The sequence below is a fragment of the Coprobacter fastidiosus genome, from assembly GCF_982245605.1.
Window position 1 is genome coordinate 108079 of sequence record NZ_CEVCIF010000002.1, and the last position, 21394, is coordinate 129472.

At 38.5% G+C, this 21394-nt stretch carries 16 protein-coding genes; 14 read left to right on the top strand and 2 right to left on the bottom strand.

Annotated features, from left to right (window positions below):
• Nucleotides 1–19: 19 nt before the first annotated feature.
• On the bottom strand, nucleotides 20–865 hold the full coding sequence (locus tag AC0UMU_RS01075) for a hypothetical protein (protein ID WP_473979851.1): 846 nt from the start codon (nucleotides 863–865) through the stop codon (nucleotides 20–22).
• A gap of 184 nt (nucleotides 866–1049) precedes the next feature.
• On the opposite strand from AC0UMU_RS01075, the gene AC0UMU_RS01080 reads away from it, so the two are divergent.
• The 14 genes from AC0UMU_RS01080 to rhuM all read left to right on the top strand — a co-directional run bounded on the left by AC0UMU_RS01080 (nucleotide 1050) and on the right by rhuM (nucleotide 20722).
• Nucleotides 1050–1331: a hypothetical protein gene (locus tag AC0UMU_RS01080; RefSeq protein WP_117856018.1), complete on the top strand. Its 282-nt coding sequence runs from the start codon at nucleotides 1050–1052 to the stop codon at nucleotides 1329–1331.
• A gap of 196 nt (nucleotides 1332–1527) precedes the next feature.
• Nucleotides 1528–1833 carry a helix-turn-helix domain-containing protein gene (locus AC0UMU_RS01085; protein ID WP_171030706.1) on the top strand — a complete coding sequence of 102 codons (306 nt, stop codon included), beginning with the start codon at nucleotides 1528–1530 and terminating at the stop codon, nucleotides 1831–1833.
• Between the two features lie 118 nt (nucleotides 1834–1951).
• Complete coding sequence (locus tag AC0UMU_RS01090) at nucleotides 1952–3325, top strand: ATP-binding protein (RefSeq protein ID WP_117856020.1); 1374 nt, start codon at nucleotides 1952–1954, stop codon at nucleotides 3323–3325.
• Nucleotides 3326–3347: 22 nt separating this feature from the next.
• A complete protein-coding gene (locus AC0UMU_RS01095) occupies nucleotides 3348–3950 on the top strand; it encodes a hypothetical protein (RefSeq protein ID WP_117856021.1) in 603 nt (200 codons plus the stop codon).
• A gap of 72 nt (nucleotides 3951–4022) precedes the next feature.
• The gene (locus tag AC0UMU_RS01100) at nucleotides 4023–4343 is read left to right on the top strand and encodes a helix-turn-helix domain-containing protein (RefSeq protein ID WP_041505430.1); all 321 of its coding nucleotides are present in this window, start codon (nucleotides 4023–4025) and stop codon (nucleotides 4341–4343) included.
• 3 nt (nucleotides 4344–4346) lie between these two features.
• On the top strand, nucleotides 4347–5618 hold the full coding sequence (locus AC0UMU_RS01105; protein WP_117856022.1) for a type II toxin-antitoxin system HipA family toxin: 1272 nt from the start codon (nucleotides 4347–4349) through the stop codon (nucleotides 5616–5618).
• Nucleotides 5619–5670: 52 nt separating this feature from the next.
• The gene (locus tag AC0UMU_RS01110) at nucleotides 5671–7644 is read left to right on the top strand and encodes a hypothetical protein (RefSeq protein ID WP_117856023.1); all 1974 of its coding nucleotides are present in this window, start codon (nucleotides 5671–5673) and stop codon (nucleotides 7642–7644) included.
• Between the two features lies 1 nt (nucleotide 7645).
• The gene (locus AC0UMU_RS01115) at nucleotides 7646–10000 is read left to right on the top strand and encodes a phosphoadenosine phosphosulfate reductase domain-containing protein (RefSeq protein ID WP_138286703.1); all 2355 of its coding nucleotides are present in this window, start codon (nucleotides 7646–7648) and stop codon (nucleotides 9998–10000) included.
• 12 nt (nucleotides 10001–10012) lie between these two features.
• A complete protein-coding gene (locus tag AC0UMU_RS01120; RefSeq protein ID WP_151259905.1) occupies nucleotides 10013–14200 on the top strand; it encodes a hypothetical protein in 4188 nt (1395 codons plus the stop codon).
• Nucleotides 14201–14205: 5 nt separating this feature from the next.
• Nucleotides 14206–16482, top strand: coding sequence for a BREX-4 system phosphatase PglZ (gene pglZ, locus AC0UMU_RS01125; protein WP_117856027.1), 2277 nt, complete (start codon nucleotides 14206–14208; stop codon nucleotides 16480–16482).
• Nucleotides 16483–16495: 13 nt separating this feature from the next.
• On the top strand, nucleotides 16496–17935 hold the full coding sequence (gene brxL / locus AC0UMU_RS01130) for a BREX system Lon protease-like protein BrxL (protein ID WP_117856028.1): 1440 nt from the start codon (nucleotides 16496–16498) through the stop codon (nucleotides 17933–17935).
• Nucleotides 17925–18125, top strand: coding sequence for a hypothetical protein (locus tag AC0UMU_RS01135; protein WP_117856029.1), 201 nt, complete (start codon nucleotides 17925–17927; stop codon nucleotides 18123–18125). The genes brxL and AC0UMU_RS01135 overlap by 11 nt, the downstream gene beginning before the upstream one ends.
• 4 nt (nucleotides 18126–18129) lie before the next feature.
• Nucleotides 18130–19236 carry a cysteine desulfurase family protein gene (locus AC0UMU_RS01140; protein ID WP_117856030.1) on the top strand — a complete coding sequence of 369 codons (1107 nt, stop codon included), beginning with the start codon at nucleotides 18130–18132 and terminating at the stop codon, nucleotides 19234–19236.
• 115 nt (nucleotides 19237–19351) lie between these two features.
• Nucleotides 19352–20722, top strand: coding sequence for a RhuM family protein (gene rhuM, locus AC0UMU_RS01145; protein ID WP_117856031.1), 1371 nt, complete (start codon nucleotides 19352–19354; stop codon nucleotides 20720–20722).
• 152 nt (nucleotides 20723–20874) lie between these two features.
• Here the strand turns inward: rhuM and AC0UMU_RS01150 are convergent, their stop codons facing one another.
• The gene (locus tag AC0UMU_RS01150; RefSeq protein ID WP_117856032.1) at nucleotides 20875–21393 is read right to left on the bottom strand and encodes a hypothetical protein; all 519 of its coding nucleotides are present in this window, start codon (nucleotides 21391–21393) and stop codon (nucleotides 20875–20877) included.
• Between the last annotated feature and the right edge of the window lies 1 nt (nucleotide 21394).

Sequence of the window (21394 nt, forward strand, 5' to 3'; positions counted from 1 at the left end):
ATAACAAGTTAAACGATTCTTAAAAACAAGAAATACGAACATAAGTCCGGTCATCAAAAGAACAATTTCCGGGAAGAACGCCTTTCGTACTTTTGTTATTTTTATCACAGCCCATTCCTATACACAAAGGGTCTGTTTCTATTTGATGACAAAGAGCCTGTTCTGTTTCCTGCAATGTCCCATACAGATCAAAATAACCGTCGGTTGCCAAAACAATAGAACGGTCACCAACCGGAATAATCCGGATTAAAGCATAATCGACTGGAAAACCGTCTAATACAATATAACGATACTCAGAATTATCATCTAAATTATTTTGCCACAAATACTGTATCTTCAACATAGGATATATAAACTCCCGGCCTATATCCCGTTTCTGTAACTCCTTTATCGAAGATCCGTCCCGCAAAGCCGAACACAAAACAAAAGATCTTAGCTCAGAAAGTATAGAATCTATCTTTTTATTATTCTTAAAACAGCATTCCCCTATTTTACACTGGCAGTCACCGATAAGCCAAACTTCATTTCGAGAATGACAATAAACAGCAACACTCGCAGTTAATCTTGTTTCAGGGAATTGCTCTACAAGATCTAAAATATGATTTGTTTCATAATACCGAATAATGCGTTCATTTATAATATTCACAAACTCTGATGCCGAAATTCCCGAAGGTAACCTCTGAACCTCATCCGAAATAATTTCCATTGCCTTCCTTCCGGTAGTAACACCATCTATCCTATAATCAGACTTGGAAGTCGCCCCATCAATCACCACAACATAATCTGGTGTTGCAACCCATCCGTCTTCACATAATCCGGTTAAAGACTTACCTTTTACAAAGGATTCTTCTATTACAAAACTCATTTTTAAACCATTTTAATTTTTATTTTCCGATGCAGCATATTATGCCAGTTGACTATCAATAGTTTATGGATTAAAAGATAGACTGCTCGAAAATTCACTTGTTTTTCGTCAAAAATCGATGATTTAACGTTTTTAACCTTAGTTTATCTTCAAACGAAGGGGAAAAGAGAAAAATGGCTCTCTTTTGCTCTTAAATCTCCGTTTCGCAAAGATAAGGCATATTGGTGATTATTTCGCCGATTATGGCTGTAAAATAGAGGGTAATTTTACGGATTTTCTGGTGGGCTTTTGGTGGCTTGATGAGGAGAAAATCTTGCTTTGCTTTTGGGTTAGGATTTCGAATCCTTTTGCAGCCAAAAGAGAAGGCGCAGGTATAGTTCGGATCGGCTCTGGCGAAGCCATTTCTTTTCCTCCCTTTGTTAGGTTTACTTTAATGCTCGTATATATGAATACGGAGATAAAGTAAAGTCGGTTTCGGTGATTTATGCTGTGATTCGCTTGAAAAAATGTCGTGTAATGGAGATTATTCGTTGGAAAAAGTGTGGAACCACTTAAATACCATATCATATAATCTTGCGATTTTTACCTACAATATATCATTAAGTAGATAAAAAGCAATATCTTTGCATATTATATGATGAGTTAATATAACAAAGAATACAATGGGAACCAAACTTCCTCGAAAATTGGAGCAGAAGATGTCTGTTGTGGGAGATCAGATTAAACTGGCTCGCTTGCGAAGGAATTTGAGTGTGGCTCAGATTGCAGAACGTGCTACTTGCTCTCCGTTGACTGTGTCCCGAATAGAGAAAGGTGCATCAACAGTAGCCATCGGAATCTACTTGCGTGTGCTGTATGCTTTGCAACTTGACGATGATATTCTGTGGCTGGCCAAAGAAGACAAGTTGGGAAAAGCTTTGCAAGATTTGAGTTTGAAAACAAGGAAAAGAGCTTCAAAAAAGGAATAGAGCACTTGTTCTTCTATACATAAGTTGCAATTTGCTCTGTGGGAATAAAAAATATGGCTCAAAATTTTGTGTTATGTTATAAAAACATTATGTTTGTATTGCATAATAAATAAGATGTATGAAATTCGTTGATAGAATAGATGAAGCTGCACGATTAAAGGATGCTCTTGCAAGAGAGAAGTCCTCGTTAGTCGTGATGTATGGTCGTAGACGGTTGGGTAAGTCAACGCTTATCAAAAGGGTGTTGTCGGACACGGATGTTTATTTCCTTGCCGATCGTTCTGAAGGCCAACACCAGAGGATATTGCTTGCAAAAGTGCTTGCACAAGTGTTTCCGGATTTCGACAAATTGACATATCCGGATTGGGAATCTATGTTTCGTGCGGTCAATTATCGGACAGACAAACGTTTTACTCTATGTTTGGATGAATTTCCGTATCTTGTAGAGCAATCACCAGAGTTACCGTCTGTATTGCAGAAACTTGTTGATGAGAAGCAGTTGAAGTATAACCTTGTGCTTTGCGGTTCATCACAAAATATGATGTATGGGTTGTTCCTTGATTCTACTGCACCTCTATATGGGCGTGCTGATGAGATAATGAGGCTTGCACCGATACGTTTGCCGTATATTCAAGAGGCTTTGAACCTTGATGCGATGAGTGCCATTGAAGAGTATGCCGTATGCGGCGGTGTACCACGTTATTGGGAATTGAGGGAAAATAGAAGTTCACTTGATGATGCCCTGTGGCGCAATATCCTTTCTGTAAATGGAACTCTTTATGAAGAGCCGATAAAACTGTTTCAGGATGATGTGAAGGATATTGTCAAGACTTCGACGATAATGTCTTATATCGGTACTGGTGCAAATCGGCTTTCCGAGATTGCTGCACGATGCAATGAGCCGGCAACCAATCTGTCGCGTCCATTGAAGAAACTTATCGATCTCGGATTCTTGGAGAAAGATGTTCCGTTCGGGATTGATGAAAAGAATGCGAAAAAGAGTCTCTATAAGATAGCCGATCCGTTTATGGCATTCTACTATCAGTTTGTTGTTCCTAACCGTTCGTTCATTGAACTTGGTCGTCGCCTACCCATAGAACAGGCTTTGACTGCCCATTTCTCTGGGTATGTGAGTATGCAATGGGAAAAACTGTGTCGGGATGCTGTCACAGGAAATCTTGTTAATGGAGTAGTTTATGGCAAGGCAAAACGCTGGTGGGGTTCTGTTCTCAATGAGGATAAGAAGCCGGAACAGGTCGAATTTGATGTGATGGCAGAATCGCTCGATAAAAAGTATTTGTTGGTTGGTGAATGTAAATGGACAACTCAAGAGAATGGTAAACAGTTAACAACAGAACTTCTCCGCAAGGCTAATTTGCTGCCGTTTGCCAAGAAATACACCATAGTTCCGATGCTGTTTCTTAAGAATGCTCCAAAAGATGATGCTGGGAATGCAATGTTGCCGGAGAATGTTGTTGAGTTGATGAAATAGAATTGATTAAATTATATAACATATGAGTGGTGGATATTTTAATCGGCATATGATTGCCTTCGGAGAGATAGCTAATTCTATTGAGTGTGACATTGCAAGAACTTTACGACCTAAGCCTGAAAAAAATTGTGAAGATTATTGGACTATTTACGAGAAGGATAGCCTTAGCTCATACCATAGCTATAAGGGCTACATGAGTTTTGCCAGTTATGAAGATGCAGAATCTTTTCTTTTATTAGATAAAACTATAGTCAAGGCAGAACAAAAATATGCTGATCGACGATTCTTTGATGATGGGGTAATTTTCCAATCGAAAAAGCGAAATATGTCCGACACTTCTGACGGTGAACAAATTCCAGTATTATACTCAATTCACCATTGTTGTTATGACCGCTATCCCGATGAAGCGGATGTGTTGGAACTGTCCGATGAGACAATAAATGCTATGAAAGAGGCTTATCGGCAAATTCGTATAGCAGAAATATATGCAACTCGTGTAGATTGGATGATGAGTGGAGATGATAGCGAAGAGAGCTTCCGCGAACGTGTCAAGGAAGATTTGGCGGAGTTTGAAAAAGAATATGCTACTAAAGACTGGACTTATCTCGATGAAGATGACGAATAAAAATTATGGCATGTAACACATCATTAAATCAATAAAAATAATTATCTTTGCATACTATATGATGAGTTATATATGGCGAAAAATACGATGGGTACGAAGTTGCCCAGAAAACTGGAACAGAAGATGCAGATTGTGGGTGAGCAGATTAAGCTGGCTCGCTTGCGTAGGAATCTGAGCGTGGCTCAGGTGGCAGAGCGTGCTACCTGTTCTCCATTGACTGTGTCACGAATAGAGAAAGGTGCGCCAACCGTGTCTATCGGTATATATCTGCGTGTTTTGTATGCCTTGCAACTTGAAGAAGATATACTATGGCTTGCCAAAGAAGATAAAATGGGAAAAGCCTTACAGGATTTGAGTTTGAAGACAAGGGAGCGAGCCTCTAAAAAAGAATAAGCCATGAAGAAATTGTATGTATATGCCGATTTTGACTGGCTTAAAGAGATAGAACTCATAGGAGAATTAGGCTATGAATCTCTTCGTGGCTCAGATAGCTATTGTTTTACTTTTAGCAAGGAATGGTTGGCGCAGCATGGAGATTTGTTTTTGAGTGATGACCTAAATAATTATCCGGGGCAACAATATACGCAACCGGGTAAAGATATATTCGGATGTTTCTCGGATGCTTTGCCTGACCGATGGGGGCGTACTTTGTTATTGCGTCGTGAACAGATTGAAGCTGCTGAGGAAAAAAGACTGATTCGTAGATTGTCTTCTTTTGATTTCCTGACTGGTATTGATGACTTTTCCCGAATGGGGGGCTTCCGTTTCAAGGAAAACCTTAATGGAGATTTTATCAATGTAAGCGAGTCATTGCGGATACCACCATTGACAGATATTAGGGAGTTGATAGCGGCAAGTGAAGAAATAGAAAAGAGTGAAGAAGAGAATATCCTTCCAGACTGGAAGTGGGTTGTTCAGCTTGTTCAGCCCGGTTCTTCGTTGGGAGGTGCAAGACCTAAAGCCAATGTAATAGACACGGATAAAACTCTATACGTTGCAAAGTTTCCATCGCGTAAAGACGATTACGATGCCGGACTTTGGGAACATTTCAGCCATTTGCTTGCTATAAAGGCAGGAATAAATGCGGCACAGACCAAGGTGCTGACAACAGGAGAGAAATACCATACATTGCTCTCAAGGCGTTTTGATAGAACACAAGAAGGCAAACGGATTCATTTTGCATCAGCAATGACCTTGCTGGGACTGGAAGATGGAGATAATGCAACAAATGGACATGGCTATTTAGATATAGTTGACTTTATCCTCCAAAACTGTACAGATGTAGAATGCAATTTGCAGGAACTCTATCGTCGTGTAGCGTTCAATATCTGCATAGGCAATAGCGATGACCATTTCCGCAATCACGGTTTTCTTTTGACTGCAAAAGGATGGACATTGTCACCGGCATACGATATGAATCCAACGTTGAATGCATATCAAAGTCTGCTTATCTCTGCTGATTCCAACAAAGCGAATTTGAATATTTTGTTTGGTGCTTGCGAGGATTATATGCTCAATCGAAAAACTGCTGAAAAGATTGTCTCGGAGGTAATTGATGCAGTGAAAAATTGGCGAGGATTGTCAATCCGAATGGGGCTATCCAAAAGAGAAATGGATATGTTTGCCAGGGTATTGGATGAACGCATTATAACAGAGATTGTCGGTTGAGGATTGATTATAATACAACTAAATAATAATTGAAATAACGATAGCAAAAAAGATGGAAATACCATTCAAAAGAGTCGTTTGGAATGAGCATGAGGCCGCGCTTCTCGTAGATACATTTGAGAAGGTGAGGGAAGGTGTTGTCTCTCGTGACAAAGCCATTGTAAATCTATCTAAGAGATTACGTAATAGAATGGTATTAGATGGTATTGTTATAAATGAGAAATATCGCAATGTCGCAGGAATGGACTTGCAACTATTGTCATTAGAAAGAAGTGTTGATAGCAACGGAAACCTAGTAGAAGGCAACCATTTATCTCAGATTTTTTGCAAAATATATTTGCTTAGTAGAGATGAAAGAGAAACTTATAACACAATGTTATCAGATGCAAATTTGTTGTATCCAGAAATCCCTGATGAGGAGATATTTCCGGATGCTAACGCAAATGTAATGCATTCTTACATATCGTATGAGGACGAGCAAATTGACTCTTTTGTAAGTGAAGCAAAAGATGTGAAGTATAATGCGTGTCAAGCATTTATTGTAGAAACGTCAATAGAAAATCCATTATCAAAGTCCAATATAGACACAATTTCGCATGCTTGTAAAATCATTAGCGAGAGTGTAGATGAGGAAGTGTTGACTATACTGGAAAAGAATTTCTCTAAAGGATATCGACTTAACTCGCCAATTGCACGCAAGCGTTTTGCCATGTACTATACAAAGGAATATGGCAAAAATATAAATATATTTGACGACCAGATGGACTTGAAAATATCAGAATCGGGCATCGTATATAATGGTATTGTGTATGCGCCTAGTAAAATGATAGATGAAACCACCAAACAATCTCTGTTTGATTATATTGAAAATCAGTTTGCTAATGGTATTGTCTGTATATATTATAATGTGCTCTTCGAGCATTTCAGTCAGCAATTTTTAGGGCAGATTATGGTTGATGGTGAGATGTTACGGTACTATCTTGAATTCTATAATATAGAGAATATGTATCACTTTGATGAAGAATATTTTTCACAGGAAATGTCTGCAAATATTGACATTAATCAAGTGGTTATTGATTATGTGAAGGCTCAGGGTGGTTGTGTGACTGAAGACGAGGTTTCTACTGCATTTGAATATTTACCAAGAGAAAAGGTAATTGAGGCATTCTCTAGTAATCGTCATAAACTTGTACTATCAAGTATGAAGACACGATTTCATATTGATAACTTTCAACTTGAAGAGATTGACAAAATAGTAATTGTTGATTTTCTCTCAAAAGAGATTGCTTCTATGCAATATGTTACATTTTCTGAACTATTTGGCAAAATAGCCGAAATTGCCCCACGCGTAATAGAAAACAATATACAATTCACGCAAACTGGTATTCGTACTGCACTCTCTTGTCTGTTATCGGATAAATTTCACATCATTGGAGGTTTTATCAGTGATTACGATAACTCTGTTAGTGCTTATGATGCTTTTATCAACTTAGGTAGAGGTCGAGAGTCGTTCAATATTAGTGAAGTGGAAGTTATGGCAAACGATTTCAATGTGCCTATTAATTTCGAAGCTTTGGCTGTAAATAATGTTCGTGTATCAGAGGACATCTTTGTTAGTAAAGACTATATTACCTTCGATACAGAATTAGTTGACAAAGCTATATCTCGATTTTGCCAAAATGAATTTATTAGTATTTTGGATGTGAATACTTTTACGGCCTTTCCAGAATGTGGCTATCGTTGGACACCATATTTGTTGGAAAGTTATTTGTATTCTTACAGTAAAATGTTTATACTGAAGCACAAGGCTTTCAATAAGACCTCCGTTGCTGGAGCTATTGTTCGCAAAACTTCATGTTGTACAGACTATTTGGATATAATGGCATTAGCACTGGCTAATGCTGATATCCCACTTGATGAAAAATCGTCATTAGACTTCCTTGCTCAAAATGGATATATTGAGAGGAGAAGACTAAATACGATTAATGAAGTGATTAGAAAAGCTGAAAAAATGAAATTTAATTAATATGTACTCATATACTTACGATAATGAAACTGGTGGTATCTTGCTGAATAGCTCTCCACAAGCATTCAGCAAAGAACCACGTCCCGTCTACTCAAAAGAGCTAGATATATACGGTTTTGGTGCTTATTGGAATTACGATGAGAATGATGATGCCCCATATATGTGGGCAGAGGCAAACAATTACTACTATAGAGGTAAGCTTGTAGCACAGATAAAGGGTGGCTCATTTTTTACTAAGCCAGAAATTATCATCATCAACGAACCAGAGCCAAATAACAAACCATTAAAGCCTGTTGACGTGAATATGATGGTTCTTAAAAACAAGGTTATAATGGAGAATTTAACGGCTACAACGATTAAGGATGTATTTAATACCTACGCTAAATTTGAGGGTAAAGTTGATGTCTTTCATGTTTCTTTTAGTGGTGGTAAGGATAGTGTTGTAACTCTAGATATAGTTCAGCGAGCCTTGCCTCATAATAAATTTGTCGTAATTTTTGGTGATACGGGTATGGAATTACCAGAGACACACCGTATTGTTGACGAAACAATGGCTAATTGTAAAAAAGATGGTATAGAGTTTTATATTGCAAAATCTCACTTTTCACCATCGGAGTCATGGCGAAAATTCGGTCCACCGACATCAACTATCCGGTGGTGTTGTAGTGTACACAAAACGACACCACAGCTTCTTTTATTGAAAGATATTCTCGGTAAAAATAACTTTACAGAAATGGCCTTTGTAGGAGTTAGGGCTGATGAAAGCGTAAGAAGAAGCGAATACAGTTATATTTCTTATGGTACCAAACATCGTGGACAATATAGTTGTAATCCTATATTATATTGGAATTCGGCAGAAGTATATCTTTATATTTACTCAAACAGAGACAGACTACAATTAAATGAGGTTTATAAAAGAGGAAATACTAGAGCTGGATGTTTGGTTTGTCCTATGTCTACTAATAGGAACGATTATCTGAATTTTAGATGTAATCTAGATCAAACCAAAGCATTGACTGATATGATATTTGACTTAAACTGTAGTGAAAAAGACGGCACTCCAGAGAAAGTCAGCTATGTAGAAAACAACGGTTGGAAGGCAAGAAAAAATGGACGTGACCTTAAAATTGCTTTAAAGGATTATGACGAAGTCGTTCTAGGCAAGAATCTGTCGATAACATTTAAAAATCACGATAACTCGTGGAAACAATGGTTAAAAACACTTGGTCAGATATTGCCGACTGACAATACTAACGAGATCCGAATCATCAACAAGGGAGAAGTTAAAATCATAAGAGTAATTGAACTTGAAAATAATTATATAACAATATTAGTCTCAAACGAAGCTACTACAGGAAATGTGCTTTTTTTAAAGAATCTCCGCAAGATTTTTAGAAAAAGCCATTATTGTGTGGCATGTAAAGTATGTCAAGCGAACTGTAAGTTTGGTAATTTGTCTTTTGATGAAAACGGTAAAGTTTCAATTTCCGACAATTGTACAAGATGTGGTCAATGTTTAGACATTGACACTGGTTGTTTGGTATACAAATCATTGTGGCTATCAAAAGGTTTAGGTAACATGGATAAAAAAAGAACATTGGACTGCTATGCAGCGCATGGTCCAAAAATGGAGTGGTTCCAGGAATTTGTCAAACTTAGAGACGACTTTAATAAAAACAACAGTCTGGGTAGTGCCCAAAAACCGATGTTCAATCGCTTTCTGAAAGATGCAGGCATTATTGATGATAAATGCAACAGGACCATTTTGGGCGAGAAACTAGTTAATTCTGAGTTGCAAGACCTTTCTATATGGGGCTTAATGCTCATTAACTTAAGTTATACACCACAGGTAGGGTGGTTCGTAAAAACATTTGAGTTTGACTCCGTAATTTCGAGGACTCAAATTGTTTCCCTTTTGTCGAACATGGAGGATATCAAAGAAAGTGCGCTCAAGGCAATACCTCCCACTCTTAAGCGAATTTCAGCTTTGCCTTTAGGTAAGATTGGTTTCGGAACCAGCGATAAAGCTTCTAAAGACTTAGGCGGTTTGTCTTTCTATCGTACTGCTTGGCAAAATGCCGATTCAAAAGTTATCTTGTATGCCTTATACAAATTTGCAGAAGCTTGTGGAGAATATTATCAGTTTACCCTGACCCGATTAATGGATACAACAATTGAGAGTGATGGCGTTAGTCCTGTTCAGATATTCGGATTGGACAGAGAAACGATGGTTGGTCTGCTCAAAGGTCTTGCAACCAACTATCCAGAATTCATTTCAGTGACTTTTACTTTAGATCTTGACAACATCAACTTGCGTCAAGATAAGACTGCAGCAGACATACTTGACTTGTTCTAATATATAAGTTCTATGGACAATAAATATAAAGACTACTTTGACATTGACCCTGATTATTTTCCAGCGGTCAATCCTGATGTTATCAAAAGCAACCCAGAACTTTGGAAGAAGTTCTATCCTCACGAAACTTTTATCAAACTGATAAAGGACATCGTGAGTGTGCTTAATCGTCAGCAAAAGCAGAATATATGGGTGGAGGGAGCATATGGCACAGGAAAGTCACATGCTGTCCTCACTTTGAAGCATCTTCTTGACTCTACAGAACAAGAGACAAAAGAATATTTTGAGACATTCAACCTTGATCAGGACTTGTTGAAGAAGTTTCTGTACGTAAAGAGTGAAGGCAAGATTATCACGGTTCATCGCTATGCCTCATCAAGCATCAAAGGTGATAATGACTTGTTCATTGCTATCCAGGAGAGTATTGAACAGGCATTGCGTGATGCGGGCATTGATAATGCCGCACATGGAGCGATGAAAGATGCGGTTGTTAAGTATCTGAGCGATGAGTACAACAAGCAATATTTCAATGGACTAGTAACGGGCCCTTATGCAAGCCTTTTTGGTGGTAGCGACGCAGATAAGATTATAAAAGATCTTCAAGAGTACACAGAGGATGCTCTACGAGAGCTCATGCGGAAGATATTTAAGGTAGCCAATGAACGCCAAATAAGGGCATTTACTTTGGATGATAAGGGACTATGTGAATGGATTCGTGAAACCATTAGACAAAATAAACTCAATGCAATTGTGTTCATTTGGGATGAGTTCACAGAATACTTTCAAAACAACATGACAGCACTCACTGGCTTCCAAACCATGCTGGAACTCAGCGAGACAGAACATTTCTGTTTCATACCCGTAACGCACAAGAGCGAGGCACTCTTCAGTGCACAAGATACGATGAAGAACAAGATTCTTGGTCGTTTCGTGCGCCCCCGTTGTGTTATAGAACTTCCTGAAAACATGGCATTCCAATTGATGGGAGCCGCTATGCAGAAGAACAGCGATCCTGTCATATATCAGGAGTGGACAGAGGAGATTCTTCCCGACCTATGCGACCGTACGGTAAATTCACGTGTGATTGTCGGCAAACAGACCAAACTGAATGATGAGCAGATGAGGGGAATACTACCTATTCATCCTTATGCTGCAAGTTTATTAAAACACATCTCTACGTCATTCGACTCAAACCAGCGTTCAATGTTCGATTTTATCAAGAACGACCGTGGTGATGACACCCATGCTTTTCAATGGTTTATTAAAAATTGTGGTCCACTTGATGACAATCCATTGTTGACCATTGACATGCTTTGGAACTTCTTCTATGACATGGGTAAAGAGTCTCTTGCACTGAGTATCCGTCAGATACTAGACAACTATCCACGCCTAAGCCGTGCGAATCTGCTTGAGGATGAAAAGAGAGTTCTAAAAGCAGTTCTCTTGTTCCAGGCTATATCGTTTGAGGTTCGAGATAGTGTAGATTTGTTCTTGGCAAACGAGAAAAATCTGAATAGTGCATTTGAAGGTTCAGACCTTGAAGGTAAGGCTTCACACATTGCGGAGAAACTTGTAAGAGATAAGATTCTCTATAAGAAGATTGTTGGCAAGAACGATGTGTATTCTGTGTTGATTGGTGAGATGTCCGAGGATCAGATAGAAAAGCACAAGAAAAAATATCTGACCAAGACAACCTCCTCGTTGATAACAGATGGTGCTTTGGACGAGGCTATAGAATTGCCAGCAGCATTAAAATTGCGCTATAAGTTAGTATATGCCGGTATTACTGATTTTGAACAAACAACCAAGAAATGCATGAACGAGGCTGAAAGAGATGGAAAACATCTCTATGGTGTCGTTACATTCGCCAAAGATTCGTCTGAACGATTGGCTCTTAGCCAGAAAATAACCACAAAGCTAAACGAAAATCCGGATACGCCTGTTATCTTCATCGACTGTAGTAAGACTCTGCTTGGTGAGGAACAATTCGCAGAATGGGTAGAGTTTAAGGCCAAGGCTGATTACCACTCTGGTAAAGACAAAGATCAGTCTACACAGAACTCTAACTATGCCAACGATGTTCTGAAGAACTGGCGTAAGAACATCAAGGATGGAGAATTTGTCTATTATTCGAAGGTACGTCTCAATGGAGAAACACTGGCAACAGAAGATGCTCTGATGGACGAACTATGTGCCTATAATAGAAAGATTTTCACCAATGGTCTTGAGTGTTATAACGTCATAGCTAACATGTGGACTCTTAATGCAGCCCGTCAAGGCGCAGAATGTGGTTTGAAAGAAGAAATTGCAGGAACCTTCAGATCTTCCAATCCTAACACCAAGTTGGAGGTTGCACTTAATGGTGCATGGAAAGTACAGGATTATTGGACATCAAGCCCTTCGCTCAACATCTCTGCCATAAAGGCAAGATTGGAAGAGTTGATGAGAACCAAATTAAGACGGGATGGTAGAATCTCTATCAGAACGATCTTTGAGACTCTGTCAGAAGCCCCCTATGGATTTATGCCATGCAATCTTTCTGCCTTTATTCTTGGTTTCTTGCTGAAAGAATATTGTGGCGGTAAATACACTTGGAGTGACGATACGACTAGTGATGAACTTACTGTTGACAAGATGAAGGAGATGATTCATGAGATTCTCCAACAAGAAAAGACCCCAAACCCACGTTATCGTGACAAGTATATTGTTACGATGCCACAAGAGGTGAAGGCATTCATTGACATTACTTCAAAAGCATTTGGTATATCAAAGTCGCAATGCACCTCCGTAGAAGCTGCAAGGGAAAGAGTGCGTGCCAAAATGCGTGAACTTTCGTTCCCTATTTGGACACTTGACTATATTATCGAGGGTGAATCAATTGATACAGATGTAGAGGTGGTCAAACGTCTTGTTGAGCTTTATGGTTTCCTTGCAAACAATGTGAAGGAAGAGACAGACATGTCAGAAAATGATATCGCAATTGAGATTGGCAAGATTAGTTTAAAGAATGCGTCTGCTATATCAGATCTTGAGAAGTTGTTCACGGCAGAGAAATGTCAAATAGGCATCAAGGCCTTCCTTGATGTATACAAGGATGGAGAGTTGATTAAGCTTGCGAATGCAGTTAATGATGGTAACCAGTATATTAATGTGCTTCGCAGTAAGTTCGCTGTTGATGCAGCTAATTGGGTATGGCGTAAGGGAACGGCAGAAGCTGTGATTGACTCAGTTATCTTAGAGTACCAAATTATCGAAGAAAGCAACAAATGTGTTGGTACTAGCAAGTCGTATAAAGATGCACTTCGCGCATGGAGTGGCAAGGCAAATAACATGCGTCTGTCTTTCAGTGCAATCAAGAACGATGTTGATGACCTGGATGTGTTATTGGGATACATCTATGAGATTTGTACAACAGACCAGCTCCAAGAACAGCACAAGCAAGCCTTCTTAGATAGCATGAAGATTTTTGGTGCAAAATTCGTAGATTTTTACAACAATCGTCAGAACGACGTGTTTAAGAAAGTTTGCGATTTCGAATTGACCGGCCTTAGCGATGCTGACAAAGACAAAGTGTATGGAGCTATGCCTATGGGCTGCTTCACCAAGGATAAAGTCGGTTACAGTAACTTAGTAGCCCAAATGGTAGAAGAACAGAAGAAGGGATTAAACTCTATGAAGCTCAGAAACATTTGGCGAGAAAAGACAAATACGTCAAGTCCGTACCAATGGTCTGAGCAATTCTCGATGCCTATTTTTGCAATGTTGGCTGAACAGGAAGTGACTGTATGTCGTAAGATTTTCGCAACAATCAATTCAAACAAAGCAGATGCAAAGGATATTTCCGATGCCATCACATATCTTGAGAATGCGAAATTCTTTGACTTCTTGAGTGATGCCTCACAGCGTGATAAGATGTTTGTTAAAAACATTATTCGTGATAATGCGGTCATGCTATCAAACATTGCTGAGGTAAAGGATTATTTGCGAAGTCACGTGACTGATGTACCATACTATTGGTTTGGCTCACCATCTGTTCAATCAACCTTAAATAAAATGGCCGAGGCTAAGTATAACAAAGATGGATACGAAATCGCCTTCCAGAAGATTGACCAGATGAGTGCCGAGGATGTAAAGAAATACCTCAAAGACCTTATCAAGAACAACAAGAACGTAGGTGTAGAAATAATTAAAAACAATTAAAGCCTATGACTCGCGAGGAAGTTTGCACTAAAATAGACAAATATTTAAGTAACGATTGCCACCAACCGATAATGGTTGATGTGGCTGCCACTACTGAATTGTGTCAGTTGGAAAGCCATTACAATGTTGGTCATTTATTTCTAAAGGCCAGTAAGTTTGTCAATGATGGCGGTTTTTTGATGATGGATCAACTAAAGAATGAAGTTCAGACCCAACATGGTGTTGTTTTCTTAACAGAAATATCAACTTATTTGAAACTTCATGGAGAAAATGAACTGAAGTCACAGTTGCGTGCTCTATTGGATATACAGTTAGAGGGGAAATTGATTATTATTACACATGCATGCCAAAAGTTCATGAAAAAGTTCGACCGTCGATTGTTCGACACGAATAGAATCATGTTTATTGGTGTATCGGATGATGCCAATCTTTCAAAGATATTCTTCATCTCTAAGCGTATTCCACTCAATTATGATTTGATAGAGGCACCTTTCGCTCATTCTTTACGCGAACTTCCTGCTATGTTGGAGAAACACGACATCAAAGACATATTTGTTATAACGGAATTGAAAAAGGGTGATTTTCCCAATACGTTGTTAGATATTCGTGAGGTGTCTTCATCGCATGAGGCACTTGTTAACTTCTACACGGAGCTGATGAACTTGAACAAGTCTTTCGGAACAGAAGAGCAGTGGACTGAACTGTTGAGAATTCTGCAGCATGAGAATTATGAATGGAGTGCTATTGAGAAAAATCCCGACCTCCTAAAAATGGTTTTGTCCAAGGGTACGGCTTCTACTCAGAACGCTTTCGTTGAGTGGATAAAATTTATAATCAAAAAACTTCATGGTGCAAAAGGCAATGAATATCTTACAGCAGTTATTGCAAAATCCAATACGGTAGAAGAATATAAGACTTGGCTCTATGACTATCTCTTAGAAATAGAGGTTAACGATGGAACATTCCAGCAGTACTACAAAGAGCGTAAGGAGTTGTTGTCAAGCTACGAGATGGATTCCAATTTCATAATATCGTATTGTAAAAAAGTGACTGCAAAGGAATCGCAGGCACTCTATTACTTGACAGACAACACCAAGATAGAAAAAGAAACCATCATAAAGAGTATTAGTAGCTTTGTCGCAGGACATAGCCGGGAAGAGTTTGAAGATGTGTTGAAGAAGGTCTATCCAGCCCTTGCCGAATATCTTTCCCCATACAATTATAGTCAGTTTAGTGAGTATTTTGACCAATATAAATATTCAAAGGTCACAAATACGATGACTCCACGTTTCATTCAGCTGGCAGAACAGGAAGTTTCAGAAAAACGCTTTCTTGACATGCCTCCAAGAGCAAAGGTAATAGACAAGATGGAGAAGAAAAAATCACATCTCTATTTTGTTGATGCTCTAGGTGTTGAATTTCTTGCTTACATACAAGAACAATGTTACAAGCGCGGACTGGACTTTTCTGCTAAAATCGGTTATTGTAATTTACCGTCTATCACATCGATGAACAAAGAGTTTGTTGATGAATTTAGCTCATGTACAAGCATTAAAAGCCTTGACGAACTAAAGCATGATGGTCAATTCGACTATAATTACGAAAAGGTAAAGCAACCAATCCATTTAGTAGAAGAACTTGCCATCATTGACGAAGTAATATCTATAATAGATAGTGACTTACAGCAAGGTAGTCTTGAACAGGTTTTCATAGTTTCTGACCATGGCTCAAGTCGAATGGCAGTAATTGCAGAATCAGAAAATAAATGGGAAATGTCAGAAAAAGGTCAACATTCAGGACGTTGTTGCCCTAAGTCAGATCTTGATATTAAACCTGATTGTACAATTGAAGAAAACGATTTCTACATTCTATTGAACTATGATAGATTCAAGGGCGGTCGTAAGGCTAACGTGGAAGTTCATGGAGGAGCTTCTTTGGAAGAAGTTCTTGTGCCTATTATAGAAGTAACAAAGCGTGGTCAAGCTATAGAATGCAAATTAGATAATACCTCGAAGGTTGTAACCTCAAGTTTTAAGAAAATTGCGAAGATTAGGATATACTTGAGTAAGACTCTGGATGATGTTTCTATCTTAGTAGATGGCAAATACTATTACAGCGCCCAATTGGTGGATGGTCAACAGTATATCTATGAGATAGCTTTACCTGATATCAAGAAAGCAGGCATACATACTTTCGATGTCCTTGTCGGCGAGTCATTCGTTGCAAAAGGCATATCGTTTGAGATGAAGAAAGAAGGTGCTAACGAACATAAGTTTTTTTAAATGAATTCATATTATGCAAGATAAATTAAGAGAATATTTTGAAGATATGGTGGTGTATAAGGATTTGAAAGAAAGCAATTTCTTTAAATCCTTAAGCTTACCTGCATTCCTCCGCGACTGGCTTCTCAAAATGTTTGAGGATGAAGATGGACATTTTGATGTTACAGAAATGACAGATTTCATACATCAATACATTCCATCAAAAGTTCAGTGGACTGGTATCAAAAATAGAATAGTGAAAGAAGGTGAGACAGTAAAGCTTCTCACTAGAATTTCAATTGATATTGATATCAAAACTCAAGATGTTACATTTTCTCTCCCTGATTTCGGTCTCAACAATAAGGAGACTCTGATAGAGGATAGAGTTTGGGATGAATGCAAGGATGAACTTGTAAAAGCAAAGGAAAGTTGGGGAATTATAGAATTAGGTTATCGCTATCCAGAAGGCAAAACACCAGGTAAAATCAAATTGGTCTCTTTTGCCAATTTTTGTCCCTACGAAATAGACCTTGACTTTTACAAGGATGTTCGTCGTAACTTTTCTGTTCAAGAATGGATTGATGTTATCTTGGGTGCTATCGACTACAATGCAGATGGATATGAAACAGAAGCTCAAAAATTAGCCATGCTAACACGTCTTCTTCCATTTGTAGAAAAGAGAGTAAACCTCATAGAGCTTGCACCAAAGGGTACAGGTAAATCCTATGTATTTGGCGGTATAAGTCGCTATGGATATCTTTGTGGTGGCAAGATGACACGTGCCAAGTTGTTTTATGATTTGGCTCGTAGGGAAGAGGGACTTGTGTTCTATCATGACTTTATAGCTTTCGATGAAATCTCCAAAGTAGAGTTCGATAATCCAAATGAGATGGTACAAACACTACTTGGATACATGGAGCAAGGTACAGTTAAGATAGGTGACAAGAATGACGTAGCAGAAGCTGGTGTCGTAATGCTGGGAAATATAGACCAGGAGGACATGGATGAATGGAAGAATATGTTTGCCGGATTGCCATCTTTTTTAAAGAATAATAGTGCCTTAATTGACCGTATTCATGGTTTTGTTAAAGGTTGGGATATTCCTCGTATGAACGAGGGATTGAAAATCTGTGGCTGGGCATTAAACAGTGAGTATTTCACATCTATTATGCACATGTTGCGAGATGATGTTTCATATCGTGCCATTGTAGACCGTCTGGTTGACTATCCAGCCGATTCGGATACACGAAACACTGAAGCTGTAAAACGTATTGCAACCGCATACCTCAAACTGTTATTCCCTCATGTTAGAACTGCTGAAGATGTTAAGCCTCGTGAATTTAACCAGTATTGTTTGCGCCCTGCTTTCAGAATGCGAGAAATTGTTCTAAGACAAATGGGTATGCTTGACGTTGAATACAAGGGAAAAGAAATGCCTAAATTTTCTATAAATCCTGTCGGTGATGAGAGTTAAGGAATGTTTAGCTTGCGGTAAGAGACCGCTAGACAAAGACACCATTGGTATCAATAAAAAGCTACTTGGTGAAGATATTGAGAATTATTATTGTATGGACTGTTTGGCTGATTACTTAGGTTGTACGGTACAAGATATTCTTGATAAGATAGAAGAATTTAAAGAAGAAGGTTGTAAACTATTTAGTTGAACAAATGAAAAGACTCATTTATGCAGATAATGCGGCTACGACCAAGATGAGTCAAGCTGCGTGTGAGGCAATGATGCGATTTCAGTTGACTGATTTCGCCAATGTCTCACAGCCTTATTCTTTTGCTCGTAGTGCTAAAAAAGCATTAAAAGAGGCGCGAGAAACCATAGCAAGATGTATTAATGCTTCTCCTAATGAGATTTTTTTTACTTCATGCGGAACGGAAAGTGATAATTGGGTTATTAAGGGATGTAAGTGTAGTAGAATATATACCTCACTAATAGAACATCATGCTATATTGAATGCTTGTATAGATGTTGCTTCAGCAGGGAAAGAAGTTTTTTATATACCTGTTAATAATACAGGTATGATTGATTTTCAAACTCTAAATAATTTACTTTCTGAAAAATCGTTGGTTTCTATAATGATGGCAAACAACGAAATTGGTACAATACAGCCAATAAAGCAACTTGCAAGAATTGTACACGATCATAATTCCTTATTTCACACAGATGCAGTTCAGGCTGTTGGACATATCCCTGTTGATGTACGAGACTTAGATGTTGATTTTTTATCTGCTTCTGCTCATAAATTTAATGGTCCAAAAGGTATTGGCTTTTTGTATATAAAAGAAGGGCTTAAAATTAATCCGTTAATATCAGGTGGCGCACAAGAAAACTCTTTGCGAGCAGGTACAGAAAACGTTGCGTCAATAGTGGCAATGGCAATAGCGTTAGAAGAGAATACATCTCAGTTAGAAGATAATATGACATATATTCAAGGCTTAGAAAATGCCCTTATACAAAAGTTATTATCATTGAATGTTGTATTTCATAAGAATGGTGCTGAAGTAAAAATCCCAGGAAATGTAAGTTTATCCTTTAATGGATTTAGTGGCGAGTCGTTATTGCATCGTCTAGATTTATGTGGAATATGTGTATCAACAGGTTCTGCATGTGATAGTAGGAATACTCAGATTTCTCATGTTTTAAAAGCCATAGATTTGGATGAGTCTTTTGCGAAAGGTACTATACGCATCTCATTAGATAAGAATAATACCTATGAAGATGTAAATAGGATTGCAGAAGTATTAGCTCATATTGTTAAATAAAAAAGTTCTATAATCTGTAATAACAAAAGGAAATGTGGATTATTATAGCGGAGGAGATGTCCTATGCAAAAATAACAAATAAGAGTATAGTAGGCTAAAATGTAAACATAGAAATATGAAAGATAATTCAAATAATATCCCAGAACTGCTATCTCCTTTTGATCAGTTGAGAGAAGTGGATGGCGAGGGTAAAGAGTGGTGGAACTCGCGAAAGCTGGCACGTGTGATGGGGTATGGTAAATATTGGAACTTTGAGCGTGTGCTTGCCAAGGCTCAGGCGTGGGTATCTCAAAAAGGATATTCATTAGGAGTGCATTTTGTCGAAATGGAGGAAATGGCAGAACTAGGAAGTGGTGCGACACGCAAAGTCATCTCCTTGAACCTATCTCGTGTGGCGTGTATGGCTGTTGCCATGAATGCTGACGCAAAAAAGGCGATGGTAAAAGTGGCAAGAGACTACTTTTCGCAAACCATGACACCCGAGGTTATGGAAAAGAGCATGGAGTCAACCATCATTCTTTATCGTGGTGTCAAAGGAAAAGCTCAAGTGCAAGTCATCTTCGATACCGATACATTTTGGCTCTCTCAGCAGAGAATGGCAGAGTTGTTCGGGGTAACAGTTCCTACTATCAATTATCATCTTGACCAAATTGATAAAAGTGGGGAAATCCATTTGTCCGATGCAATTAGAAAAATTCGAATACCTTCGGACAAATGGTCTGGAGAAGTCTTGATGTATAATCTTGATGTAGTGATTGCCGTTGGCTATAGAGTGAACAGTTATGAGGCAACTCAGTTCCGTATCTGGGCTACCGGTGTTTTGAAGGAGTACTTGAAGAAAGGTTTCGTTCTGGATGATGAACGTCTGAAAGGCAAAAACGTTTTTGGAGCGGATTATTTTGATGATTTGCTGGAGCGTATTCGTGAGATACGTACCTCTGAGCGCAGGTATTATCAAAAGGTAACTGATATTTACAGTGAGTGTAGTGTTGATTATGACAAAAACTCAGAAGTTACACTTGCTTTTTTCAAGACTGTTCAGAATATCATGCATTATGCTGTTTCTGGTCAGACTGCCGCTGAAATCGTATATCATCGTTCTGATGCAGAGCGTCCACACATGGGATTGACAACTTGGAAAAATGCGCCCAATGGCAGGGTTATCAAGAGTGATGTGACTGTTGCTAAGAATTATCTTTCAGAAAAGGAAGTAGAAGAATTAAATCTGCTTACCACTCAGTATCTGGACTATGCAGAACTTCAAGCCAAAAATCATGTGCTTATGACAATGTCGGATTGGAAGCGAGCTTTAAATCGTTTTCTCGAATTCAATCAACTTGAAGTTTTGATAGATAAGGGAACAATATCTCATCAGCAAGCAGAAGAGAAAGCTGTAGCCGAATATGAAAAATTCCGAATCATTCAAGATCGTGAAATCATGTCCGACTTTGATCAGCAGCTGAAACTATTGTTGAATGGGCGATGAGATATTATGAATGATTAAAGTGAGAGGATGATTTGGTACCATTCTCTCACTTGTTTGATTGTCTACAACTAACTGATAACTAGTTGATAATTTGCCTATTTTACATCTTATGCAGTGGACTGCGTATTTTTACGCACCGAATATATCAATGACTATTTCAACACTTTGGGAAGTAAAATCGTTATCGCGATTCCTAAAACAGCCATGGCAGAACACCAAGTCACAGCCTTCCAAATCACTGCCGAGTGTAAAATCTCTGTATTTGCCACAATGATGCAGACGAAAAAAGAAGATAGGGCAACCAGTATTATAATGGTGATGTAAAATGCGGTAGCCGGGATGGGAATGAAGTTGGCGGCTTTCTTAATTCTTCGCTCGGCTTCTTTGCATTTGTTCTCTATCTGGCCGACAAAATTACAGAGAAGGGTAGCTCCGAATTTTAGAGCCAGATTTTGCATTTCGTCTGAAATGTATGGTTCACACTTCTGGATGGATTCGGACAGTTTTTCAACTTTTGTTCGCAACTCATGCACATTGTCATTCAGTTTGGCCAGTTCCTTTACGTTTAAATTAAGCAGGCGGTTTTCTTCCTCTAAAAATTCGTTGTGAGGATTGCTTTTTACCGTCTTAGCTTCATTCATTTCAGCTGTGAAATCAAATTTCTCCCTCATA

Bases quoted from the DNA above. Each gene is read 5' to 3' on its own strand.
- AC0UMU_RS01075 (WP_473979851.1), bottom strand. From the start codon at position 865: ATGAGTTTTGTAATAGAAGAATCCTTTGTAAAAGGTAAGTCTTTAACC.
- AC0UMU_RS01085 (WP_171030706.1), top strand. From the start codon at position 1,528: ATGGGAACCAAACTTCCTCGAAAATTGGAGCAGAAGATGTCTGTTGTG.
- AC0UMU_RS01090 (WP_117856020.1), top strand. From the start codon at position 1,952: ATGAAATTCGTTGATAGAATAGATGAAGCTGCACGATTAAAGGATGCT.
- AC0UMU_RS01095 (WP_117856021.1), top strand. From the start codon at position 3,348: ATGAGTGGTGGATATTTTAATCGGCATATGATTGCCTTCGGAGAGATA.
- AC0UMU_RS01100 (WP_041505430.1), top strand. From the start codon at position 4,023: ATGGCGAAAAATACGATGGGTACGAAGTTGCCCAGAAAACTGGAACAG.
- AC0UMU_RS01105 (WP_117856022.1), top strand. From the start codon at position 4,347: ATGAAGAAATTGTATGTATATGCCGATTTTGACTGGCTTAAAGAGATA.
- AC0UMU_RS01110 (WP_117856023.1), top strand. From the start codon at position 5,671: ATGGAAATACCATTCAAAAGAGTCGTTTGGAATGAGCATGAGGCCGCG.
- AC0UMU_RS01115 (WP_138286703.1), top strand. From the start codon at position 7,646: ATGTACTCATATACTTACGATAATGAAACTGGTGGTATCTTGCTGAAT.
- AC0UMU_RS01120 (WP_151259905.1), top strand. From the start codon at position 10,013: ATGGACAATAAATATAAAGACTACTTTGACATTGACCCTGATTATTTT.
- pglZ (WP_117856027.1), top strand. From the start codon at position 14,206: ATGACTCGCGAGGAAGTTTGCACTAAAATAGACAAATATTTAAGTAAC.
- brxL (WP_117856028.1), top strand. From the start codon at position 16,496: ATGCAAGATAAATTAAGAGAATATTTTGAAGATATGGTGGTGTATAAG.
- AC0UMU_RS01135 (WP_117856029.1), top strand. From the start codon at position 17,925: ATGAGAGTTAAGGAATGTTTAGCTTGCGGTAAGAGACCGCTAGACAAA.
- AC0UMU_RS01140 (WP_117856030.1), top strand. From the start codon at position 18,130: ATGAAAAGACTCATTTATGCAGATAATGCGGCTACGACCAAGATGAGT.
- rhuM (WP_117856031.1), top strand. From the start codon at position 19,352: ATGAAAGATAATTCAAATAATATCCCAGAACTGCTATCTCCTTTTGAT.
- AC0UMU_RS01150 (WP_117856032.1), bottom strand. From the start codon at position 21,393: ATGAGGGAGAAATTTGATTTCACAGCTGAAATGAATGAAGCTAAGACG.